24 protein-coding genes are annotated in these 21261 nt (G+C 70.9%); 7 read left to right on the top strand and 17 right to left on the bottom strand.

Features of this window, described 5'->3' with window-relative positions:
- Positions 1–45 precede the first annotated feature (45 nt).
- From WBA97_RS07170 to WBA97_RS07155, 4 genes are read left to right on the top strand one after another with little or no spacing between them, the layout of a single operon-like run.
- Positions 46–771 carry an ABC transporter ATP-binding protein gene (locus WBA97_RS07170; protein WP_424229914.1) on the top strand — a complete coding sequence of 242 codons (726 nt, stop codon included), beginning with the start codon at positions 46–48 and terminating at the stop codon, positions 769–771.
- Positions 768–1502 (top strand): ABC transporter permease, encoded by a 735-nt coding sequence (locus tag WBA97_RS07165; RefSeq protein ID WP_424229913.1) that lies wholly within the window; start codon positions 768–770, stop codon positions 1500–1502. Before WBA97_RS07170 ends, WBA97_RS07165 begins: the two co-directional genes overlap by 4 nt.
- A 16-nt stretch (positions 1503–1518) precedes the next feature.
- Positions 1519–2085: a Uma2 family endonuclease gene (locus WBA97_RS07160; protein ID WP_424229912.1), complete on the top strand. Its 567-nt coding sequence runs from the start codon at positions 1519–1521 to the stop codon at positions 2083–2085.
- A gap of 36 nt (positions 2086–2121) precedes the next feature.
- Positions 2122–2499, top strand: coding sequence for a PPOX class F420-dependent oxidoreductase (locus WBA97_RS07155; RefSeq protein ID WP_424229911.1), 378 nt, complete (start codon positions 2122–2124; stop codon positions 2497–2499).
- Here WBA97_RS07155 and priA read toward each other — a convergent pair.
- From priA to WBA97_RS07125, 6 genes are all read right to left on the bottom strand, one after another.
- The gene (gene priA, locus WBA97_RS07150) at positions 2486–3217 is read right to left on the bottom strand and encodes a bifunctional 1-(5-phosphoribosyl)-5-((5-phosphoribosylamino)methylideneamino)imidazole-4-carboxamide isomerase/phosphoribosylanthranilate isomerase PriA (protein ID WP_424229910.1); all 732 of its coding nucleotides are present in this window, start codon (positions 3215–3217) and stop codon (positions 2486–2488) included. The two genes, WBA97_RS07155 and priA, sit on opposite strands and share 14 nt — an antisense overlap.
- A 25-nt stretch (positions 3218–3242) precedes the next feature.
- On the bottom strand, positions 3243–3872 hold the full coding sequence (hisH, locus tag WBA97_RS07145) for an imidazole glycerol phosphate synthase subunit HisH (protein WP_424229909.1): 630 nt from the start codon (positions 3870–3872) through the stop codon (positions 3243–3245).
- A gap of 9 nt (positions 3873–3881) precedes the next feature.
- A complete protein-coding gene (locus WBA97_RS07140; protein WP_424229908.1) occupies positions 3882–4541 on the bottom strand; it encodes a fibronectin type III domain-containing protein in 660 nt (219 codons plus the stop codon).
- Positions 4516–5112: a hypothetical protein gene (locus tag WBA97_RS07135; RefSeq protein ID WP_424229907.1), complete on the bottom strand. Its 597-nt coding sequence runs from the start codon at positions 5110–5112 to the stop codon at positions 4516–4518. Before WBA97_RS07135 ends, WBA97_RS07140 begins: the two co-directional genes overlap by 26 nt.
- A gap of 105 nt (positions 5113–5217) precedes the next feature.
- Positions 5218–6093, bottom strand: coding sequence for a transketolase family protein (locus WBA97_RS07130; protein ID WP_424229906.1), 876 nt, complete (start codon positions 6091–6093; stop codon positions 5218–5220).
- Between the two features lie 4 nt (positions 6094–6097).
- Entirely contained in the window at positions 6098–6769 is a 672-nt protein-coding gene (locus WBA97_RS07125) for a transketolase (RefSeq protein ID WP_424229905.1), read from the bottom strand.
- 96 nt (positions 6770–6865) lie between these two features.
- On the opposite strand from WBA97_RS07125, the gene soxR reads away from it, so the two are divergent.
- A complete protein-coding gene (soxR, locus tag WBA97_RS07120; protein WP_424229904.1) occupies positions 6866–7327 on the top strand; it encodes a redox-sensitive transcriptional activator SoxR in 462 nt (153 codons plus the stop codon).
- 165 nt (positions 7328–7492) lie between these two features.
- On the opposite strand, the gene WBA97_RS07115 is transcribed toward soxR, so the two are convergent.
- From WBA97_RS07115 to hisD, 5 genes are read right to left on the bottom strand one after another with little or no spacing between them, the layout of a single operon-like run.
- The gene (locus WBA97_RS07115; RefSeq protein ID WP_424229903.1) at positions 7493–7651 is read right to left on the bottom strand and encodes a hypothetical protein; all 159 of its coding nucleotides are present in this window, start codon (positions 7649–7651) and stop codon (positions 7493–7495) included.
- Between the two features lie 16 nt (positions 7652–7667).
- On the bottom strand, positions 7668–7994 hold the full coding sequence (locus WBA97_RS07110; RefSeq protein WP_424229902.1) for an antibiotic biosynthesis monooxygenase family protein: 327 nt from the start codon (positions 7992–7994) through the stop codon (positions 7668–7670).
- Positions 7995–8030: 36 nt separating this feature from the next.
- The gene (gene hisB, locus WBA97_RS07105) at positions 8031–8630 is read right to left on the bottom strand and encodes an imidazoleglycerol-phosphate dehydratase HisB (RefSeq protein WP_424229901.1); all 600 of its coding nucleotides are present in this window, start codon (positions 8628–8630) and stop codon (positions 8031–8033) included.
- Entirely contained in the window at positions 8627–9730 is a 1104-nt protein-coding gene (locus WBA97_RS07100; RefSeq protein ID WP_424229900.1) for a histidinol-phosphate transaminase, read from the bottom strand. Before WBA97_RS07100 ends, hisB begins: the two co-directional genes overlap by 4 nt.
- Positions 9723–11048 carry a histidinol dehydrogenase gene (gene hisD / locus WBA97_RS07095; RefSeq protein ID WP_424229899.1) on the bottom strand — a complete coding sequence of 442 codons (1326 nt, stop codon included), beginning with the start codon at positions 11046–11048 and terminating at the stop codon, positions 9723–9725. Before hisD ends, WBA97_RS07100 begins: the two co-directional genes overlap by 8 nt.
- Before the next feature lie 192 nt (positions 11049–11240).
- Here hisD and WBA97_RS07090 point away from each other — a divergent pair, with 192 nt between their 5' ends.
- Positions 11241–12521, top strand: a complete 1281-nt coding sequence (locus WBA97_RS07090) for a M14 family metallopeptidase (RefSeq protein ID WP_424229898.1) — start codon at positions 11241–11243, stop codon at positions 12519–12521.
- 54 nt (positions 12522–12575) lie between these two features.
- Here WBA97_RS07090 and WBA97_RS07085 read toward each other — a convergent pair whose 3' ends face one another.
- Together WBA97_RS07085 and WBA97_RS07080 are read right to left on the bottom strand one after the other, a co-directional pair.
- Complete coding sequence (locus WBA97_RS07085) at positions 12576–13772, bottom strand: aminotransferase class V-fold PLP-dependent enzyme (protein ID WP_424229897.1); 1197 nt, start codon at positions 13770–13772, stop codon at positions 12576–12578.
- Positions 13739–15262: an ABC transporter substrate-binding protein gene (locus WBA97_RS07080; RefSeq protein WP_424229896.1), complete on the bottom strand. Its 1524-nt coding sequence runs from the start codon at positions 15260–15262 to the stop codon at positions 13739–13741. Before WBA97_RS07080 ends, WBA97_RS07085 begins: the two co-directional genes overlap by 34 nt.
- Before the next feature lie 75 nt (positions 15263–15337).
- On the opposite strand from WBA97_RS07080, the gene WBA97_RS07075 reads away from it, so the two are divergent.
- Positions 15338–16102, top strand: coding sequence for a carbon-nitrogen hydrolase family protein (locus tag WBA97_RS07075; RefSeq protein WP_424229895.1), 765 nt, complete (start codon positions 15338–15340; stop codon positions 16100–16102).
- A gap of 121 nt (positions 16103–16223) precedes the next feature.
- Here WBA97_RS07075 and WBA97_RS07070 read toward each other — a convergent pair whose 3' ends face one another.
- The 4 genes from WBA97_RS07070 to nadA all read right to left on the bottom strand — a co-directional run bounded on the left by WBA97_RS07070 (position 16224) and on the right by nadA (position 21212).
- On the bottom strand, positions 16224–17603 hold the full coding sequence (locus WBA97_RS07070) for a cytochrome P450 (RefSeq protein WP_424229894.1): 1380 nt from the start codon (positions 17601–17603) through the stop codon (positions 16224–16226).
- Positions 17604–17731: 128 nt separating this feature from the next.
- Positions 17732–18577 carry a carboxylating nicotinate-nucleotide diphosphorylase gene (gene nadC, locus WBA97_RS07065; RefSeq protein WP_424229893.1) on the bottom strand — a complete coding sequence of 282 codons (846 nt, stop codon included), beginning with the start codon at positions 18575–18577 and terminating at the stop codon, positions 17732–17734.
- The gene (locus WBA97_RS07060; protein ID WP_424229892.1) at positions 18574–20205 is read right to left on the bottom strand and encodes an L-aspartate oxidase; all 1632 of its coding nucleotides are present in this window, start codon (positions 20203–20205) and stop codon (positions 18574–18576) included. The genes nadC and WBA97_RS07060 overlap by 4 nt, the downstream gene beginning before the upstream one ends.
- Entirely contained in the window at positions 20202–21212 is a 1011-nt protein-coding gene (gene nadA / locus WBA97_RS07055) for a quinolinate synthase NadA (protein ID WP_424229891.1), read from the bottom strand. Before nadA ends, WBA97_RS07060 begins: the two co-directional genes overlap by 4 nt.
- Between the last annotated feature and the right edge of the window lie 49 nt (positions 21213–21261).

Genomic DNA, 21261 nt, shown 5'->3' with positions numbered 1-21261 from the left:
CCTCTCGGCTTGACGGTCTCACTCGACACGCGCAGAATTAAACGCGTGACTAATTCCAGCGCGTTGGTCGTCGAGAACCTCCGCGTACGCCGGGGGACGCGAACGGTCCTGCACGACCTCAGTTTTGAAGCACCACGCGGTTCCGTGACCGGACTGCTCGGCCCGAGCGGCTGCGGCAAGACGACCCTGATGCGCGCGGTCGTCGGCGTGCAGATCGTCGAGTCGGGCACGGTCACCGTGCTCGGCCGGCCGGCGGGCAGTGCGCAGCTGCGGGACAAGATCGGCTACGCGACGCAGAGCCCCTCCGTCTACGCCGACCTGACGGTCAACGAGGCGTTGCGGTACTTCGCGTCGATCCTGCGCGCACCCGCGAGCGACGTGGCCCGCGTGATCGACGAGGTCGGACTCGGCACGCATGCCGACCACATCGTGGGCCAGCTGTCCGGTGGGCAGCTCACCCGCGCGAGCCTGGCAGTCGCCCTGCTGGGGAAGCCGGAACTGCTGGTACTCGACGAGCCCACGGTCGGACTCGACCCGGTGCTGCGCGAGGACCTGTGGGCGCTGTTCCACCGGCTCGCCGACCAGGGCGTGACACTGCTCGTGTCCAGCCACGTGATGGACGAAGCCGCGCGCTGCCAACGTCTGCTGCTCCTGCGCGAAGGCCGGATCCTCGCCGACGACACCCCGGCAGGACTCCGCACGAGTACCGGCGCCAACGACCTCGAGCAGGCCTTCCTCAGCCTCGTCCGCAGGCAGGAGTCACTCGCATGAACGCCACCTTCACACTGGCCACCGCACGCCGCATCCTCACGCAACTGCGGCACGACCACCGCACGGTCGCGATGATGGTGCTGGTTCCCTCGCTCCTGTTGGTCCTCCTTCGCTTCGTGTTCAACTCGGAGGCGGCGTTCAGCGCGGCCGCACCCGCCCTGCTCGCGGTCTTCCCCTTCGCGATCATGTTCATCGTCACGTCGATCACCACACTGCGGGAGCGCACGAGCGCGACGCTCGAACGCCTGATGACGATGCCGATCGGCAAGTTCGACCTGCTGCTCGGCTACGCCATCGCGTTCGGGTTGGTCGCGGTGCTCCAGGTGTCGGTGGCGACCGCGATCTCCTTGACCTGGCTCGGACTGGAGATCGACGGTTCGGTGTCGCTGCTCCTGCTGATCGCCATGCTCGACGCGCTGCTCGGGACCGCGCTCGGGTTGTTCGTGAGCGCCTTCGCCCGCACCGAGTTCCAGGCGGTGCAGTTCATGCCGTTGATCGTGATGCCCCAGATCCTCCTCTGCGGGTTGTTCGCACCGCGCGACTCGATGACGCCGGTGCTCGAATGGTTGTCGAACCTGATGCCCCTATCGTATGCCGTCAACGCGCTCGAATCAGTCACACGTTCGAATGAACTCGGCGGGACGTTCGTGCGCGACCTCGTCATCGTCGCTGGTAGCGCCGTTCTGGCGCTGGTTCTGGGTGCCGCGACACTTCGGCGCAGAACCCCGTGAGCGGTACTCTGGAGCCATGGCGGCGCTCTCGGACTGGCTAGACCACACACGCGACCGCTTGACGGTGGCCGACTACGAGGCATTGCCGGAAGAAGTCTGCCGCCAGATCGAGATCGTCGACGGAGCCGCTGTCGTGAGCCCGAGCCCGCGGAGGGCCCATCAGCACATGGCCCACAATCTGGTCGCCGCGATGAAAGCGACGACTGGGCCCGACCACACGGCCGTCGGAGACGTGGATCTGCGACTGAGGGACGTTCCCCTGCTGAACCGTCGGCCTGACGTAGTGGTTTACGACGCCACTCTGTCGGACGACGAGGTCCTTCGCCCAGAGCACTGTCTGCTCGTCATCGAGATCATGTCCGAAGGTTCGGTGACGACCGACCAGATCGACAAGCCGGGGGAATACGCAGCGTCGGGAATCCGGCACTTCTGGCGTGTCGAAACCGACGGCGAGGAGATCAACTCCTTCCGCTATCAGCTGGATCCGACGACTCGGACGTATGGACCGGCCGGATTGGACAAGAACAAGCTGAGCGTCAGAGACCCGGTCGAGCTGACCTTGGACCTCGAGACACCGCGCTGAGAGCCGTCACAGTTACTCGGAAGTAGAGTTTCCGGTATGTCTGAAGTCGAGCGGCTCGGTCGCGGGTCCTACCTCCTGGTCACCACGTTCCGGAAGGACGGAACGCCGGTGCCCACGCCGGTGTGGGTGGGCCGGGACGGCGACGAGCTGATCGTCTGGACGCAGGTCACCGCGGGCAAGGTGAAGCGTGTGCGCAACAACCCCTCGGTGGAGCTCACCGCGTGTGACCTGCGGGGCAAGCCGCGCGGGGAGACCGTCAAGGGCACCGCGCGGATCCTCGACGCCGACGGGACCGAGCGGGGACGCCGGACGCTCAGGAAGAAGTACGGCATCGCGGGACGCGCGGTCATCGGGGCCAGCAAGGTGTTCCGAGGGCACGACGGGACCGTGTGCCTCGCGATCACGCTCGACTGACGGCCGCCAGCGCCTCCTCCAGCGTGAACGCGCCGGTGTACAGCGCCTTCCCGACGATCGCACCCTCGACCGGCAGCTCGGCCAGCGCGCGCAGGTCCGCGATGCTCGACACGCCACCCGACGCCACGACCGGCGCCTTGGCCCGCTCGCAGACCTCGCTCAGCAACGCCGTGTTAGGGCCCTGCAGCATGCCGTCGCGGCCGACGTCGGTGACCACGTAGCGGGCGCAGCCGTCGGTCTCCAGGCGCGCGAGCACGGTCCAGAAATCGCCGCCGTCCTCGGTCCAGCCCTTCGTCTTCACCCGCCACACGCCGTCGTCGTCGGCGCGGACGTCCAGGCCCACCGCGATCTTCTCGCCGTGGCCCGCGATGACCTCCGCGCACCACGACGGGTTGGTGACGGCCGCCGTGCCGAGGTTCACGCGGGCACAGCCGGTGCCGAGCGCGGCGGCGAGGGACGCGTCGTCGCGGATGCCGCCGGTCAGCTCGACCTTCACGTCCAGCTGGGCCACGATGTCGGCCAGGCGGGCACGGTTGTCGCCCGTGCCGAACGCCGCGTCCAGGTCCACGAGGTGGATCCACTCCGCGCCGGCGTCCTGCCACGCCTTCGCCGCGTCGAGCGGGTCGCCGTAGGCGGTCTCGGTGCCGGAGCGGCCCTGGACCAGCCGGACGGCCTTGCCGTCACGAACGTCGACCGCCGGGAAGAGCGTGAAAGTCACGCCGAGAGACTACCGGCGCGGGATGCTAGAGGTTCTTCAGCCAGTTGGTCAGCAGGTGCGCGCCCGCGTCGCCGGACTTCTCCGGGTGGAACTGCGTCGCCGACAGCGCGCCGTTCTCCGCGGCCGCCACGAAGTCGCTGCCATGCGTCGCCCACGTCACCTTCGGGCTCGGCATCGGCGCCGCCGCGGTCAGCTCCCAGCTCCGCACCGCGTAGGAGTGCACGAAGTAGAACCGCGTCGAGGGGTCGAGGCCGTCGAACAGCACCGAGTCCGCCGGCGCACGCACGGTGTTCCAGCCCATGTGGGGCACGATGTCCGCCTCGAGGCGGTCGACGGTGCCGGGCCACTCACCGCAGCCCTCGGTCTGCACACCGTGCTCGATGCCCTGCTCGAACAGGATCTGCATGCCGACGCACACGCCGAGCACGGGACGGCCGCCCGCGAGCCGCTGGCCGATGATGCGGTCACCCGCGACCGCGCGCAGCCCCTCCATACAGGCCGCGAACGCGCCGACGCCGGGCACGACGAGCCCGTCGCACTCCAGCGCGGCATGGCGGTCGCTCGTCACCTCGACGTCCGCACCGACCCGGCGCAGGGCGCGCTCGGCCGACCTCAGGTTGCCTGATCCGTAGTCCAGTACGACGACTCGTGCCACCCCTCCAGGTTACGGGGTCCGCTCGCTGACCACGTTGGACATTTCCCCGAAGCGGTAAGCCCGCACCCGGTAGGTGTCGGCGCCGTCCCCGATCAGGCCGACGTGGTTGACGTCCTCGGCCACGACGAACGCGACCTCGAACGTGCCGCCGACCTCGTGCTCCACGAGGTGACCCGCTTCGTCGGTGGCGTTGTCGGTCCAGGTCAGCCGTAGTGCGTCGGGGCCGACCGACTCGACGAGGAGGTTCGACGGCGCGCCACCCGGCTTCGGGTTCGCACGCTCGTCGGGCACCGTCCTCGGGACCAGCCAGTCCTCCCCCTCGACACGGTCCGTGGCGGGGACGGCGGTCGCGACATCGGACGCAGGTCCTTCGACCGGGCGGACGCGGTAGTAGAACGTGGTCGCCGGCATCAGGTCCGGGTGCTCGTAGCGGGCCTGTGCCCCGGGCACGAAACCGAGGATCGTGTACTTTCCGCCCGGCTCGGTGGCGAACTCGACGACGACGTCACCCCGGTGTCCCTCCCATGCCAGGGTGACGTCGTCGCCCGCGATCGACGCGGACAACCGGATGCCCGCATCGATCGTGTCGTGCGCGTCGGCCGGTGCGCAGGCCGACGCGAAGACCGCGAGTGCCGCGGCCGCTCTACTTGCGCCAGAAGCGAATGTCACTCCACACCACCGAGATGGGCCCGGCGCCGCTGTTCGTGCGGTAGGCGCCGAACTTGTCGTAGAAGCCGCCCGTGCCGCTCGCCACGGTGTGCTTGAGCGAGCCGTTGATATAGGTCCGATGTGTGCCGCCGAGGTCGTGGACCGTGTTGACGCGGACCGTGGTGCCGACGGTCGCGCCGGTGGCGAGCGTGGTGCCCCCGTGCACCGCGTAGAGGCGGCCGCCGCGCTCCACGGCGAGCATGAAGTACGGGCCGCTGCCGGTCTCGTGGAACGTCTGTTTGAGGCTGATCCTGGTGCCGGTCTGGCTCGTGATCCGGAAGTAGCCCTCGAACTGACGCGAGCCGTCCGTGTAGGTGGTGTAGCGGCGCTCGGCGCGCTGGTCGCCGCTCGCGGTGGAGCAGGTCAGCGTGAAGGTCAGGTTGTCGACTTCGCCGCAGCCGCGCTCCTGGACGGAGAAGCCGGGTGAGTAGGAACTCCACCCGCCCGGCTCCACCTCGGCGGTCGCGGCGGGTGCGGAGGCGAGCGTGAGCGCGGCTGCCGCCGCGATGCTCGCGAGTAGGTGACGCTTCATGGTGTACCCCGATCAGGAAGGCAGGTTAACTAACCGTGGTCACCCGGCCACGGTACGGGAAAGGCCTCACCTTGGTCTAGACCATGATGGCGATCGGTCAGCGATTCATCGGAGGAATTCGCGAACGGACTTCGCGATGCCCTGCGCGTCGAGACCGTGGAGGACGTCGTGTTCCTCGGCGGTGCCGTACGCGCGGACCTCGCGGTCACGGCGGACGCCGATGGCGCGGAGCCGGTGCGCGACGTCGTCGAACGCGATGGCGACCTCGTGCGCGGACGTGCCGGCCAGGTACGGCTCGACGAACACGATGTCGGTGTGCCCGGCGGCACGCAGGCCGCGGTGGTCGAACGGGCGGACGGTCGAGGCGTAGAGGACCGTGACGTCCTGGTCTGCCGTCGCCGCGAGGACGTTGTCGAGCGTCGGGCCGACCGCGACCACGGTCCCGCGCGTGCCCTCCCGCACCACGGTGAACCGGCCCGTCGCGGGGTACGCGACCGCGTTCTGCCGGGAGGACAACCGCAGGTAGACACGTCCGTCGCCGGCCAGCGTGTCGGGCAGGAGGGCGGCGACCTCGTCGGAGTGACCTGGGACATGCACGGTCCAGCCGGGCAGGGTGTCGAGCAGTGCGACGTCGGCGGGCCCCTGGTGGGTGCGGCCCCAGACCGGGTCGTCGTAGGAGCCGCCGATGCTGACGAGGACGGCGCCGACGTCCTGGTGGCCGAGGTCGAGCTTGATCTGCTCGAACGGCCGCTCGACGAGGAAGGGCGTATAGGTGTGCACGACCGGGCGCAGGCCGGTGAGCGCCAGTCCCCCGGCGACGCCGACCATCGCCTGCTCGCGGATGCCGACGTTGAGCACGCGGTGCGGGTGCCGGGCGCGGGCGTGCGCGAACGCGTCGCGGGAGATGTCGGCGGTGACGACGGCGAGCCTGGGGTCGTGGTCGAGCGCGGTGCTCACAGTGTCCACAAAGGTCTGTCGCATGGGGTCATGCCTCCCGGATCGTTGCCACGACGACGTTCGGGCCGTCATGGCGGGCGGTGAGCGCGGTGTACAGCTCGTCGTGATCTCGTCCATCCACTGTGGACGTATGCCAGCCCTCGACCGCGAACCGGGCGGCGATGCCGCCCGGCCAGCCATGGCTCGCGGAGCCGTTGTCCACGGCGATGGCGGTGAGGTTGGCGACGCCCATCCGGCCTGCGAGCGCGATGGCCTCATGGTTGCTGCCCTCGTCCAATTCGCCGTCGCCGACCAGCACGAACACGCGAGGCGTCGTCCGGCGCTGTGCACGGAGGCCGAGCGCGGTGCCGACGCCGAGGCCCAGCCCGTGACCGAGCGAGCCGCTGCCGATCTCGGCACCGGGCACGAGCACGCGGTCGGGGTGCTGGCCGAGCGGTGAGGTGAAGGAGGTCCAGTCGTCGAGGACGACCGGGTCGAGAAATCCCTTGGCGGCGAGGACGGCGTAGAACGCCATCGGGCCGTGCCCCTTCGAGAGGAGGAAGCGGTCGCGGTCCGGATCGTCGACGGTGTCCGGGGAGATGTCGAGCACGCGGTCGTAGAGCACCCAGAGAATGTCCAATGTGGACGCCGCGGCCCATTCGTGCTTCTCGTCGCCGGTCATCCGCCGGAACAGGGCTGCGAGGTCGAGTGTCGTCGTCATGACATCGAGCATGCGACTTCCAGCGCGGTGGAGGTCAAGGGCGGGAACACCACCATGACCTCGATCTAGGTGGAGGTCCACGGTAGTGTGGAGCCTGTGTCGAAACTGCCCGACCCCCTGACGATCGGCGAGGTCTCGCGGCGCAGTGGTGTGCCGCACACCGCGCTGCGGTTCTACGAGGAACGGGGGCTCATCGCGTCCGAGCGCACCGCGGGCAACCAGCGGAAATACGCGCGGGCGGTCCTGAGGAGACTGGCGTTCATCCGGACCGCGCAGCGGGTGGGGCTGAGTCTCGAGGAGATCCGCGACGCGCTCGGCACGCTGCCGGAGGGCCGCGCGCCGACGAAGGCGGACTGGGCGCGGCTGTCGCACGTGTGGCGGGGTGAGCTGGACGCGCGGATCGACGCGATGCAGCGGTTGCGCGACCGGCTGACGGCGTGCATCGGGTGCGGGTGCCTGTCGCTGAAGTCGTGCCACCTGATCAACAAGGATGACCTGCTGGCGGCGTACGGGCCTGGTGCGCCGCGGCTGAAGGCGGCCACCGAGGGCGGGATCTGAGGTCCGCGTGCTCTAATCCGCCTCCGCGGAATTTGAAAGTGTTGGTCTCGACCCAGCGCATCCTCGGACCGTGGGTGGTTGGTGGCTGGGTGCCGTCACGTTCCCCTGAGGTCACAGCTGGTCAGGACCAGACTCTCGCACAAAGATCCATGGGACACGCCCTAGTTAGGAAGCCATCCACACGACGGCGCCGCCGACGGCCACCACCGCGAGCAGGCCGAGGATCATCGCGAGTGCCTTGGCGGTCCGGTACGTCGAGTAGACGCCGCCGACGAGGAACCCGGCGACCGCGAGCAGGCCGATGACGATGACTTCCTTGGACATGCCACAGGAGCGTAGTTCACGCGTGGTGCACCGAGTCGACCGTGTACAGGTGCGGGTCGAACGACTCACAGAGCTCGCCGGCCTGCCGCATGTGCTCCCGCGCGGCCGGATCGGCGAGCATCGCCTGGAACGCCTCGGCCGACTCCCACTGCGCGTAGTTGATCACGCGGGTGCCGTCGGTGCTCGCGTGCAGGTTGGCGGACACGAAACCCGGCACGCCCCGCATCGTCTCCTCCGTGACGCGGGTCAGCAGGTCCACCAGCTCACGCTGCCGCTCCGGCGCCACCACGAACACGTTGATGAGCGTGGCAACCGGCGCACCGGCGACGATTCTCGTGGACATGCCCCCAGCATGCCCCCAGGTGCCCGGCGACGCGCGCTAGAGGGTGCCCTTGGTGCTCGGGATGCCCTGCTGGCGCGGGTCGGACTCGGACGCCGCGCGCAGCGCCCGCGCCACCGCCTTGTACTGGGCTTCCGTGATGTGGTGCGGGTCGCGGCCGTGGATGACGCGCACGTGCAGCGCGATGCGGGCGTGGAAGGCCAGCGACTCGAACACGTGGCGGTTGAGGACCGTCGGGTAGTTGTTGCCCACCACGAAGCCCGTCATCATCTCGGGCTCGCCGGTCAGGACGCAGTACGGGCGACCGGACACGTCGACCGCGGCGTGGGCGAGGGTCTCGTCCATCGGGATCCAGGCGTCGCCGAAGCGGCGGATGCCCCGCTTGTCGCCAAGGGCCTTGCCGATCGCCTCACCAAGGACGATCGCGACGTCCTCGACGGTGTGGTGGGCGTCGATCTCGATGTCGCCCTTCGCCAGCACGGTCAGGTCGAACATGCCGTGGGCGCCGAACGCGGTCAGCATGTGGTCGTAGAACGGGACGCCGGTGGACACGTCCACCTTGCCCGCACCGTCGAGGTCGATCTCCACGACCACCGACGACTCCTTGGTGGTCCGCTCGACGCGGCCGCTCCGGTTCACCTGATCTCCTTGCTCGCGGCCAGGAACGCGTCGTTCTCCGCCGGGGTGCCGATGGTCACCCGCAGGTGACCGGGGATGCCAACGTCGCGGATGAGCACCCCGTGGTCGAGGTAGGACTGCCAGGTCGCGGCCGCGTCCTCGAACTGTCCGAAGAGGACGAAGTTCGCGTCGCTCGGCACGACCGTGAACCCGAGTCCCCGCAACGACTCCACGACGCGGTCGCGTTCGTCTGCCAGTTTGTGCACCGACGCCAGCGTCTCGTCGGCGTGCCGCAGCGCCGCCCGCGCCGCGGCCTGTGTGACCACGGACAGGTGGTAGGGCAGCCGCACCAGCAGCAGTGCGTCGACCATCGCGGGCGCGGCCGCGAGGTAGCCGAGGCGGCCGCCCGCGAACGCGAACGCCTTGCTCATCGTGCGGCACACGATCAGCTTCGCCGGGTACTCGGCCAGCAGCGTGATCGCGCTGGGGCGCGCCGAGAACTCCACGTACGCCTCGTCCACGACGACCAGGCCGGGCGCCGCCTCGATCAGTGCCCGCAGCCCGGCGGGCGGGATCGAGCCACCGGTCGGGTTGTTCGGGCTGGTCACGAACGCGATGTCCGGTGCGCGCTCGGCGAGCACCTCGGCAGCGGCTTCGGTGTCGAGCGTGAAGTCCGCGCGGCGCGGGGCCGGCGCCCACTCCGTGCGGGTGCCCGCGGCGATGATCGGGTGCATCGAGTACGACGGCTCGAACCCCAGCGCCGTGCGGCCGGGGCCGCCGAACGCCTGCAGGATCTGCTGCAGCACCTCGTTGGAACCGTTGGCGGCCCACAGGTTCGCCACGGTCAGCGGCACGCCGGTCGACGTGGACAGGTACGCGGCGAGGTCGGTCCGCAGCGCGACCGCGTCCCGGTCCGGGTAGCGGTGCAGGTTCGCCGCCGCCTCCGCGACCGCCCGCGTCACGTCCGCGACCAGCGCGGGCGGCGGCGGGTAGGGGTTCTCGTTGGTGTTGAGCCGGAACTCGACATCCAGCTGCGGTGCGCCGTACGGGGACCGGCCGCGCAGGTCGTCCCGCAACGGCAGGTCGGAAAGCGACACGGAGGACCCGATCGGATCACTCATCGCGACCCCCGAACCGGGCCGTGACCGCCTGGCCGTGCGCGGGCAGGTCCTCCGCGTTCGCGAGCGCGACCACCTTGTCCGCCACGGCCGCCAACGCGTCGGCCGAGTAGTCGACGACGTGGATGCCACGCAGGAACGTCTGCACCGACAGGCCCGACGAGTGCCGTGCGCAACCACCGGTGGGCAGCACGTGGTTCGAACCCGCGCAGTAGTCGCCGAGCGAGACCGGGCTGTGCGCACCCACGAAGATCGCGCCCGCCGCGCGGACACGGGCGGCCACCCCGGCGGCGTCGGCGGTCTGGATCTCCAGGTGCTCCGCGGCGTAGGCGTCCACAACGGACAGTCCAGCGTCCACATCGGACACCAGGACGCAGCCGGACTGCGGGCCCCGCAGGGCGGTCGTGATGCGGTCGGTGTGCTTGGTGGTCTTGACCTGCCTGGCCAGCTCCGCGTCGACCGCGTCGGCCAGTTCGGGCGACGACGTGACCAGCACGCTCGCGGCGAGCGTGTCGTGCTCGGCCTGGCTGATCAGGTCGGCGGCGACGTGCACGGGGTCGGCGGTGTCGTCGGCCAGGATCGCGATCTCGGTCGGACCCGCCTCCGAGTCGATCCCGATCAGGCCGCGGAGCAGGCGCTTCGCGGCGGTCAGGTAGACGTTGCCTGGGCCGGTGACCATGTCGACCGGGTCCAGCGGCGTGCCGTCGGTGTCGGTGCCGCCGTAGGCCAGCAGTGCGACCGCCTGCGCTCCCCCGACGGCCCACACCTCGGTCACGCCGAGCAGTTCGGCGGCCGCGAGGACCGTCGGGTGCGGGAGACCGCCGAACTCGGCCTGTGGCGGCGAGCACACCACGAGCGACTCGACGCCAGCGGCCTGGGCGGGCACCACGTTCATGACGACACTCGACGGGTAGACCGCGAGGCCACCTGGCGCGTACAGGCCGACGCGGCGGACCGGCACCCAGCGCTCGGTGACCGTGCCACCGGGGACGACCTGGGTGGTGACATCCGTGCGGCGCTGGTCGGCGTGCACCAGCCGGGTCCGTTCGATGGCCTCCTCGATCGCCTCGCGGACGGGTGCGTCCAGGTAGGCGAGACCCGAGGTCAGCTCACGGGCTGGGACGCGGACGGCGGCCGGGCGGACGCCGTCGAACCGCTCTGACAGGTCGAGGGCGGCCTCGACACCGCGGGCACGCACGTCCTCGACCAGGGGCCGGACCTGATGCAGCACCGCGTCCACGTCCACCTCGGCGCGCGGCATAAGCGTGCGCAGCTCGGCCGGGGACGGGACTCGACCACGCAGGTCGGTGCGGCTCAGCATCGGGTTCCTCTCCTGATGCGGGTGTACCTACGCCCACCAGCCTAAGCCGTCGGCACTGCACCCGATCGGCCCACTACCTTCGTCGGTTGATCCGTCGACGACGCACCGTTCCCGACCAATGACGGGTTGTCGCCGCGTGATGGCCCCCGGAGGCTCGGACGATCACAACACATAAGCCTTCGGGGAGGCGACATGCTCACCAAACGTCGCGTGCTCGGGGCGGGCGCCGGCGTCACGGCGGCCGTCCTGGTGCTCGTCACCGGCTGGCAGGCCGGGGCAGCTGAGGAACCGGCGGCCGCACCGGACCAGGGTCTCTACCAGGTGCAGGGCGCGGACACCGCCGACGCACGGACCGACGTCACCCGCACGGGCGTCGACGTGCTCGGGGTCCGTGACGGCGCCATGGAGGTCGTGGCAAGCCCGTCACAGGCCTCGACACTGCGGGCTCAGGGGCTCACCCTGTCGCTGGCGGGCGACTGGGCCGCGATGCTCGACGCGCGCGGCGGCGGGGTCTCCAGAGCGTCGGCGGCGGACTTCCCAGCCGGTGACGAGGCGTACCACACCTACGACGAGATGGTGGCCGCGGTGCAGGCGGCCGCGTCCGCGCACCCGGACATCACGGCGGTGTCGAGCGTCGGCACCACCTACGAGGGCCGCGACATCCCGGTGATCAAGATCAGCGACAACGCGGCGACCGACGAGGACGAGCCCGAGGTGCTGTTCACGTGCAACATGCACGCGCGGGAGCACCTGACCCTCGAGATGTGCCTGCGCATCGTGGACCGGTTCACGTCCGGCTACGGGTCGGACGCCGGCGTCACCGCCAACGTCGACGCCAAGGAGATCTGGGTCGTCCCGTCCCAGAACCCGGACGGCGCGGAGTTCGACATCTCCGGCGGCGAGTACGCGGGCTGGCGCAAGAACCGGCAGCCGAACGACGACGGCAGCGTCGGGACCGACATCAACCGGAACTTCTCGTACAAGTGGGGCTGCTGCGACGGTTCGTCGACGTCACCGTCCGCGGAGGACTACCGCGGCCCGGCGGCCTCGTCGGCACCCGAGGTGGCCGCCGTGCAGGCCTTCGTGAACTCCCGCGTGATCGGCGGTGTGCAGCAGATCAAGGGGCACATCGACTTCCACACGTTCTCCGAGTTGGTGCTGTGGCCGTTCGGGCACACCTACGACACGGTGACCGAGGGCATGACGCAGGCGGAGTACGACCGCTTCCAGTCGATCGGCCAGGAGATGGCCGCCTCGAACGGTTACACGCCGGACCAGTCGTCCGGGCTGTACATCACCGACGGTGACATCAACGACTGGATGTGGGGGCAGCACAAGGTGCTCTCCTACTGCTTCGAGATGTACCCGTCGGGCGGCGGCATCGACGGCTTCTACCCGCCGGACGAGGACATCGTCCCGCAGACCACCCGCAACGACGGCGCGGTCGACATCCTCCTGTCGAACGCGACCTGATCTGGGTCATGACCGTGAAGGGCATCTTCGGGACGAGCGTCCCGGAGGTGCCCTTCATGTCATCGCGGCCACCGCGGCGATGGCGTCGTCCAGTTGGGCCGGGGTGATGAAGTAGTGCGGGGAGGCTCGGACGATCACGTCGAGGCCGCGGCGGGTCATGTCGTACTGGGTCGACGTCGTGGCCGAGAGGGTCACCGTGATGTGGTGGTCCAGCAGGTGGTCGCGGACCGTGGCCGGGGCGACGCCGTCGACGGTGAACGTGACCAGGCCGCACCGGTGGGTGCCCAGGTCGTGGACCGTGACGCCCGGCAGTTCGGCCAGGCCCGCCCGGAGGTGTTCCGCGCGGGACCGGACCGTCGCCTCGATGTTGTCGATGCCCAGGTCAAGCGCGTACCGGACCGCGGCGATCAGGCCGAGGCGATCCGCGATGCTCGACTCCCACAGTTCGAACACCCTGGCGTCCTGCCGCAGCGAGAACCGGTCCGGGGTCTCCCACGTGCCGCTGTGCAGGTCGACCTGCCGTGGCAGCAGCCGGTCGCGGATCCGTCCGCGCACCACCAGGAACCCCGTGCCGCGCGGGCCACGGAGCCACTTGCGGCCCGAGCCCGTGACGATGTCCGCGTCAAGGCCCGTCAGCGCCACCTGCCCGACCGACTGGCATGCGTCCAGCATCACCAGCGCACCCGCCTCGTGCGCAGCCTCGATGACCGCCTCGGCCGGGTTCACCAGGCCGCCGTTCGTCGGGACGTGGACAAGGGACACCAGGCGGACCCGGTCGTCGAGCATCGAACGCAGCGCGGACACGTCGACGGCGCCGGAGGAATCCGACGGGATCGGTTCCACCGTCGCGCCTGCCTCGGCCGCCCTGCGCAGCAGTGGGACGGCGTTGCCCCCGTACTCCGCCTCGGTGGACAGGATGCGGTCGCCGGGCGCCAGTGGGATCGCGTCGAAGGCCGCCAGCCACGAGCGGGTCGCGCTGTCGGTGAACGCCACCTCGTCGGCGTCACAACCCAGCATCCGCGCGAGCACCTCGTAGCCCGCCGACAGGTCGTCGTCGCGTTCGGCCGCGGCGCGGTAGCCGCCCACCTCGGCCTCGCGGCGCAGGTGGTTCACCACCTCGTCCAGTACCCGCACCGGCGGCAGCGACGAACCGGCGCTGTCGAGGAACACGCCGCGATGGGCACCGGGGGTGTCGGCCACCACGGCGTCGAGGTCGATCACTGCGGTGTCCAGGTTTCGAGGTTCCACCATGCTCCCCAGGTGAAGTCCGAGCCCGCCGCGTCGACGACCGGCTCGTAGCCGTCCCAGCTCTCGCGCATCACGTACGTGTGGTTCGGGGCCACCAGCACCGCCATGCCCGGGGCGTTCACCCACGACCGCTGGAACTTGCGGTACGCCGTGGCCCGTTCCGCCGGGTCGGTGGAGGAGCGGCCGGTCTCGACCGCATCGTCGACCGCATCGTCGCCGTAGCCGCCGAGCGCGGAACCGCTGTGCACCAGCCGGTACAGCTCGAGGTCCGGGTCGAACGGGTCGCCGAAACGCACCACGGACGGGCCGGTCCCCTCGGTGGTCGCGGGCTCGGGGGTCACGTCGACGCCGATGGCGCGGGCGTCGGCCGCGAACGACTGCGCCAGCGCGGCGGACACCGTGTCACCGGCCGGATAGCGCAGCGTGAACGACGCGGGCACGCCGTTCTTGGTCCGCACCCCGGCCTCGCCCGGCACCCAGCCACCCGAGGACAGCGTGTCGAGCGCGGTGGTCACGTCGAACTCGAAGGTGGCGTCCGGGTCGACGAACTCGGCCAGCACGTTCGGCATGGGCGTGTGCGCGACCCGCGCCTTCGTCGCGACCGCGTCCTCGACCATGGTCTCGCGGTCGACCGCGTGGTTCAGCGCGAGCCGCACGTCGAGGTCGCCGGTGACCGGGTTGCCCGCGGGCAGCACGACGGCCCGCACGTCGGCGGCGCTGTGGTAGGCGACAAGCAGGCCGTCGGTGTCCTCGAACCCGGCGGCCAGCGGTGGCGGCAGCGCGGCCCCGTCGAGCTTGCCGTCGCGCAGGCGGGCGGCGCGGACGTCGTCGTCGGGGATGAACTCGACGGTGACGTTCTTGATGGCGGGCGGGCCTGCCCAGTACGACGCGTTGGCCGCGAGCACCATCTGCTTGCCGCGCGTCCACGACTCCAGGCGGTACGGCCCGGTGCCCACCGGCTTCTCCGTGGTGACCGACTCGCTGGACACGATGCCCAGCACGAGCAGCTCCGGGAACGGCGCGTACGGCGCGGTCAGGTCGAACCGCACGGTCGCCGCGTTGACCGCGCTGACGCTCTTCAGCATCGGGAACCGGCCGCGCACCGGCGACTTCCGTGCCGGGTCGAGCATCGCGCGGTAGGTGCCCACGACGTCGTCGACCTCCAACGGCGACCCGTCCGCGAACGTGACGTTCGACCGGAGCCGCACCGTCCATGAGCGGCCGTCGGCGGCGGGCACCGGCAGGTCGACCGCCAGCGCGGGCCGCAGCGCCAGGTCGGCCTCGTGCTCGACGAGCCCGTCGAACAGCTTCGCGGCGCCGTTCTCCGCGAACCCGGACAGCGGGTTCACGTCGGCGGGCTCTTCTGCGACGGCGATCACCATCGACGTGCCGTCCGGGTCACCGGAGGCCGGTGGCGCCGGGTCACCGATGCAGGCACCCGCCAGCGCGGCCACGAGCAGCAGCGGCGCGAGGAGGCGCGACTTGTTGGGCACGAGGCCCGACCCTAGCCGGGCCACATATCCTCGCGGGGAGGGATTACGCATTCTCGCTCCGGGAGGTCGGTTGCCGTGCGTGTCGCATTGAGCCAGATCACGTCCTCACCATCGCCGTCGTCGAACCTGGAGCTGGTGGCGGCGCAGGTGAAGGCGGCCGCGGCGGACGGGGCGTCGGTGGTCCTGTTCCCCGAGGCGACGATGGCGTGTTTCGGCACGTCGCTCGGCCCGCTCGCGGAGCCGGTGGACGGGCCGTGGGCATCCGAGGTGCGTGCGATCGCGACCGAGCACGACGTGCTCGTGGTGGCGGGCATGTTCACCCCGTCACCGGACGGCCGGGTGTTCAACACGCTGCTGGCGACGGGGCGTGACCGGCACGTGGGCTACGACAAGATCCACCTGTACGACGCGTTCGGCTTCCAGGAATCACGCACCGTCGCACCGGGTGACGAACTCGTGGTGCTCGGCGATGTCGGCGTGGCGACCTGCTACGACGTGCGGTTCCCCGGGGTGTTCACCGGGCTCGCGGACAAGGGTGCCTCGGCGGTGTTGCTGGGTGCCTCATGGGGTGCGGGGCCGGGCAAACGGGAGCAGTGGGAGCTCCTGGTGCGTGCGCGGGCGCTGGACTCGACGTGCTGGGTGGTGGCCTGCGGGCAGGCCGACCCTGGCACGCCGTCGACGGCACCCACCGGGATCGGGCACAGCCTCGTCGCGGCACCGGACGGGTCGGTGTTCGCGTCGCTGGGCGCGGAGCCCGGACTGCTGGTCGTCGACCTCGACCTTGAGCGCGTGGCCAAGACCCGCGAGAACATCCCGGTACTGGCAAACCGCAGAATCTGACTGGTCCGCCTCCCCGGAATTCACAGTGCTGGTCCCAACCCAGCGCACCCTCGGACCGCAGATGGTTGGTGGTTGCGTGCCTTCACGTTCCCCTGAGGTAACTGCTGACCAGGTGCGGGCCTCAGTGCAAAGACCCGCGGGGGTTGTCCTTGCTGGGCGTGTCCTTGCCGGGCGTGTCCTTGCCGGGGGTGGCCTTGCGGGGGGTGGCGATGATTCGTGCGCCTCGGGACGGGACCAGGGTGATGTTGCGGGGTTTTGGGAACTCCTCGGTGGTGCTCGCGGCGCGGATGTCGTAGCGGGTGAGGGCTTCCTTCAGGACCGCGGTCGCCTCCTGCAGTGAGAAGCCCGCGCCGATGCAGCGGCGCACGCCGCCGCCGAACGGGATCCACGTGCCCGACTCCGGGGTCCTGCCGAGGAAGCGGTCCGGGCGGAAGTCCTTCGGCGCCACGTGGGCGTTGGCGTCGCGGTGGACCAGCGAGATGCTCGGTGCCACGACGGTGCCCTCCGGCAGGCGGTAGCCGGCGATCTCGACCGGCTCGGTCAGCCTGCGGGCCACGTTCTGGATCACCGGGCGGCGGCGCATGGCCTCCTTCGCCACGGCCTCGAGGTAGTTGTCGTCGCCGTCGTCGGCGGCCTGCTGCGCGCGGCGTAACAGGTCCGGGCGGCGGGACAGCTCGTGGAAAGACCAGGCCAGCGCGGTCGCGGTGGTCTCGTGGCCGGCCAGCAGCAGGGTGATCATCTGGTCGCGCAGCTCGACGTCGGACAGCTCGCCGCCAGCCGCGGTGAGCAGGCGGGACAGCACGTCGCCGCGTTCTGACAGGTCGCCAGCCGTGCGGCGGTCGGCGATCTCCGCGTACAGCAGGCGATCCGCGGCGTGCAGGTTCTCCCAGTTGCGCTTCCAGATGCCGAACCCGCGCAGCTTCGCGTAGCTCCAGCCGAGCACGGTGAGCGGGCCGATGTCGGAGATGCGGCGCAGCCGGGGGCGCAGCTCGGCGAGGCGCGGGCCCTCGGACATGCCGAACACGACCCGCAGGATGATCTCCAGCGTCACCGCGTTCATGCGCGGGTGCACGGCGAAGGGCGTGCCGACCGGCCAGCGCTCGACGTTCGCGACGGCCAGCCGGGTCATGAGCTCGCGGTAGCCGCGCAAGGCCGCACCGTTGAACGCGGGCATCAGCAGCTTGCGGGCACGCAGGTGCTCGCCCTCGTCGGTGGTGAGCAGCGAGTGCTCGCCCATGACCGGCGCCAGCAGCCCGTTGCCCTCGCCCGCGTGGAAGATCGTCGGTGCGCCCGCGAAGACCTGCCGGATGTGCTCGGGGCGGCTCAGCGTGACGATGGTCCGGTCACCGGCCACCCGCGTCGTGAACAACTCGCCGTAGCGGCGGCGCCAGCGCGCGTGGACCTGGCGGCGGAAGGCCAGGAACAGGATCGTCTGCACGAGCGACGGCAGGTTGGACCCAGGTGGCAGAGCGGTTCCCGGTGGTGCCTCGACCGTGGCCATGCCATTTTTATACGCGCGGACCAGGGCTGTGGACAACCTGCCCCGGCGGCGGCCTCGGACCATCGGGACTGTCGGTGCCCCATGAGAGGCTGGTACCCGGGGGCCGGAGGCCGACCCCCGGGTACCGCTCAGCGCAGGTCCAGCCCCAGGTCGAGCGCGGGCGCCGAGTGGGTCAGCGCGCCGACCGCCAGGTAGTCGACGCCCGTTTCCGCGTAGACGCGTGCGTCGGCGATCCTGAGACCGCCCGACACCTCCAGCTTCGTCGTGGCGCCCAGGTCCGCCACCCGCCGGACGGCCGTCACGCAACGCTCTGGCGTGAAGTTGTCCAGCAGCACCAGTTCCGCTTTCTCGGCAAGTGCCTCGTCGAGCTGGTCGAGGCTGTCGACCTCCACCTCGCACGGCAGGTCCGGCGCCCGGTCCCGCGCCGCGCGCAGGGCCGCCGTCACCGAGCCCGCCGCGGCGACGTGGTTGTCCTTGATCAGGACCGCGTCGCCGAGGCCGAGGCGGTGGTTGACGCCGCCGCCGAGGCGGACCGCGTACTTCTCCAGCAACCGCAGGCCGGGCAGCGTCTTGCGGGAGTCACGGATCGCGACGCCGGTGCCCGCGACCGCCTCGACCCACTCGGCCGTCGCGGTCGCCACGCCGGACAGGTGGCACAGCAGGTTCAGCGCGGTGCGCTCCGCCGTGAGCAGCAAGCGGACCGGGGCACGCACCACGAGCACGTCGTCGCCCGGCCCGACCTTCGCCCCATCCTCCATTGTGGACAGTACCTGGTAGTCGCCGATGACCTCGTCGAACACCGCCAGCACGGCCGGCAGCCCGGCCACCGTGCCGAACGCGCGCGGGGAGATCGACGCCGTGGCGACCGCGTCCCGAGGAACCGTCGCCTCGGTGGTCGCGTCCTGGCCGTACCGCAGGTCCTCCTCCAGCGCGGTCCGCACCACGCGCAGGAGATCGTCGGTGTCGATGCTCATGCCGCCCCCCTCGCCATCGCGGGTGCCGCGATCATCGGCTGGCCCGACGGTGTCAGTCGCACCGTCAGGCTGCGTGCCGATTCCGGCGCGGTGCCGGGAAAGTCGTCGCGCACGTGGCAGCCTCTGGACTCCTGGCGCGCGGCGGCCGCCGCGATCAGCGCCCGCGCGGTCAGCGTCAGCGCCGCGTCCTCCACCAGCTCCCGCGTCTCCAGCGGACGATCCACTGTGGACACATCGAGCACCGAGCCGACCACCGCCAGCCCCTCCGCGTCGCGGCCGATCGCGGCGTAGCGGCTCATCACGCGCTGCAGCGTGTCCCGGTCGGCGACGGGCACGGTCGGCACCGGCTGGCACGCCGCCAGCCGCCGCTCGGGCGGCAGCCCCAGCGCGAGGTCGGCCGCGACGGACTCCGCGGCCCGCGCGCCGACGACCAGCCCTTCCAGCAAACTGTTGGACGCCAGCCGGTTCGCGCCGTGCAGACCGGTCCGCGCCACCTCCCCCGCCGCGTAGAGGCCCGGCACCGCGGTGCGTCCGTCCACAGTGGCCACCACGCCGCCGCATGAGAAGTGCGCCGCCGGCGCGACCGGGATCGGCGCGGCGGACGGGTCTACGCCCACCGCGAGGCTCGCGGCGAGCACGGTCGGGAACCGCCGCCGGAACTCCGCCGGGGACAGGTGCGTCGCGTCCAGGTACACGTGGTCGTCGCCGAGCGCGGCCGCCCTCCTGGTGATCGCCGCGGACACCACGTCGCGCGGCGCCAGGTCCTCCTGCGGGTGCACACCGGCCATCACGCGATCGCCGCGTGCGTCGACCAGCACCGCACCCTCGCCGCGCACGGCCTCGGTCACGAGCGGGCACCGCCCGCGCGCGCCGGCACCGGTGTACAGCACGGTTGGGTGGAACTGCACGAACTCCAGGTCCGCCACCGGCGCACCGGACCGCAGCGCGATCGCCACGCCGTCCGCGGTCGCGACGGACGGGTTGGACGTGGCCTGGTACAGCTGCCCGAGACCTCCGGTGGCGAGCAGAACCGCCGGTGCCACAAGGATTCCCGGCACCCCGTCCGCGTCGAGCACGAGCAGCCCGGCCACCTCCCCCGCCGGGGTGCGCAGCGTGTCGACCGCGGTGTGGTGCTCCAGCATCGGCACCCGCCCGTCGCGGGAGGCGGCGAGCAGCGCCCGCTCGACCTCGGCACCGGTCGCGTCGCCGCCCGCGTGCACCACGCGGAACGCGGTGTGGCCGCCCTCGCGGGTGCGCGCGAGGCGGTCACCCTCGTGACTGTCACGGTCGAACTCGGCGCCGAGTTTCCGCAGGCGTGCCACGGCCGCCGGGCCAGCGCCGATGATCCGCGACGTGGCCATGGTGTCGCACAGGCCGACCCCGGCGATGAGCGTGTCGTCGATGTGCCGCGCGACCGAGTCCGCCTCGATGTCGCCCAGCACGACCGCGACGCCGCCCTGAGCCCAGCGCGTGTTGCCGCCGTCGGCGGCGTCCTTGGTGACGACCAGGACGTCCAGGCCCAGCTCACGGGCACGCAGCGCGGCGGTCAGCCCGGCGACACCGGTACCGACGATCACCAGGTCCGCCTGCGCCTCCCAGCGGGGACCGGGTCGCGCCGAGGACGTCACTCCCCACCGCCGGGCTTGCCGATCTCGATCATCCGCCGCACGGCGCCGCGCGCACGGGCGGCGGTCTCGAGGTCCACGTGCACCTCGTCGGCGTTCTCCCGCAGCCCTCGGAGCAGGGCGGCCGGAGTGATCATCTTCATGTAGCGGCAGGACGCACGATCGTTCACGGCGCGGAAGTCGATCTCCGGGGCGGCGCGGCGCAGCTGGTGCAGCATGCCGATCTCGGTCGCGACGAGCACCGACTTCGCCGAGGTGGCACGGGCCTGCGTGACCATGTCGCCGGTGGAGAGGATCTTGACCTGGCTGCTCGGCACGATGCCCTCGCCCGCGAGGTAGAGCGCCGAGGTGGCGCAGCCGCACTCGGGGTGGATGAACAGGTCCGCGTCGGGGTTCGCGGCGGCGCGCTCGGCCAGCTCAGGGCCGTTGATGCCGGCGTGGACGTGGCACTCCCCCGCCCAGATGTGCAGGTTGTCGCGACCGGTCTCCCGCTTGACGTGCGCGCCGAGGAACTGGTCCGGCAGGAACAGCACCTCCTGGTCGGCGGGGATCGAGCGGACCACGTCGACGGCGTTGGAGGAGGTGCAGCAGATGTCGGTCTCGGCCTTCACCTCGGCGGTCGTGTTCACGTAGGAAACCACCACCGCACCGGGGTGCTCCGCCTTCCACTCGCGCAGCTGGGCGGCGTCGATGGAGTCGGCCAGCGAACAGCCGGCACGCGCGTCCGGGATGAGCACGGTCTTCTCAGGCGCAAGGATCTTCGCGGTCTCCGCCATGAAGTGCACGCCACAGAACACGATCGTGGACGCGTCGCTGGCCGCGGCGATGCGGCTCAGCGCGAGCGAGTCGCCGGTGTGGTCGGCGATGTCCTGGATCTCCGGCAGCTGGTAGTTGTGCGCGAGCAGCACGGCGTCGCGTTCCTTCGCGAGCCCGCGCACCTCGTCGCGCCATGCCGCATCCGGCGCGACCCCGGTGTAGGGCGTGAGATCTTGTTCGAGAGTTGCGGCCACTTGTCCCTCCCTGGGCTACGGTCCGCTTGTCCGGTTTCCTCTCCAGAGG

Source organism: Actinophytocola sp. (assembly GCF_049647105.1).
Lineage (GTDB): Bacteria > Actinomycetota > Actinomycetes > Mycobacteriales > Pseudonocardiaceae > Actinophytocola.
The sequence above is the reverse complement of the archived record's forward strand: the minus strand, read 5'-3'. Positions and strand labels throughout refer to the sequence as shown.

What these genes read in the sequence shown, in the direction of transcription:
- WBA97_RS07165 (WP_424229913.1), top strand. Translation starts at nt 768, where the DNA reads ATGAACGCCACCTTCACACTGGCCACCGCACGCCGCATCCTCACGCAA.
- WBA97_RS07160 (WP_424229912.1), top strand. Translation starts at nt 1,519, where the DNA reads ATGGCGGCGCTCTCGGACTGGCTAGACCACACACGCGACCGCTTGACG.
- WBA97_RS07155 (WP_424229911.1), top strand. Translation starts at nt 2,122, where the DNA reads ATGTCTGAAGTCGAGCGGCTCGGTCGCGGGTCCTACCTCCTGGTCACC.
- WBA97_RS07135 (WP_424229907.1), bottom strand. Translation starts at nt 5,112, where the DNA reads ATGAAGCGTCACCTACTCGCGAGCATCGCGGCGGCAGCCGCGCTCACG.
- WBA97_RS07130 (WP_424229906.1), bottom strand. Translation starts at nt 6,093, where the DNA reads ATGCGACAGACCTTTGTGGACACTGTGAGCACCGCGCTCGACCACGAC.
- WBA97_RS07125 (WP_424229905.1), bottom strand. Translation starts at nt 6,769, where the DNA reads ATGACGACGACACTCGACCTCGCAGCCCTGTTCCGGCGGATGACCGGC.
- WBA97_RS07115 (WP_424229903.1), bottom strand. Translation starts at nt 7,651, where the DNA reads ATGTCCAAGGAAGTCATCGTCATCGGCCTGCTCGCGGTCGCCGGGTTC.
- WBA97_RS07110 (WP_424229902.1), bottom strand. Translation starts at nt 7,994, where the DNA reads ATGTCCACGAGAATCGTCGCCGGTGCGCCGGTTGCCACGCTCATCAAC.
- WBA97_RS07100 (WP_424229900.1), bottom strand. Translation starts at nt 9,730, where the DNA reads ATGAGTGATCCGATCGGGTCCTCCGTGTCGCTTTCCGACCTGCCGTTG.
- hisD (WP_424229899.1), bottom strand. Translation starts at nt 11,048, where the DNA reads ATGCTGAGCCGCACCGACCTGCGTGGTCGAGTCCCGTCCCCGGCCGAG.
- WBA97_RS07090 (WP_424229898.1), top strand. Translation starts at nt 11,241, where the DNA reads ATGCTCACCAAACGTCGCGTGCTCGGGGCGGGCGCCGGCGTCACGGCG.
- WBA97_RS07085 (WP_424229897.1), bottom strand. Translation starts at nt 13,772, where the DNA reads ATGGTGGAACCTCGAAACCTGGACACCGCAGTGATCGACCTCGACGCC.
- WBA97_RS07070 (WP_424229894.1), bottom strand. Translation starts at nt 17,603, where the DNA reads ATGGCCACGGTCGAGGCACCACCGGGAACCGCTCTGCCACCTGGGTCC.
- nadC (WP_424229893.1), bottom strand. Translation starts at nt 18,577, where the DNA reads ATGAGCATCGACACCGACGATCTCCTGCGCGTGGTGCGGACCGCGCTG.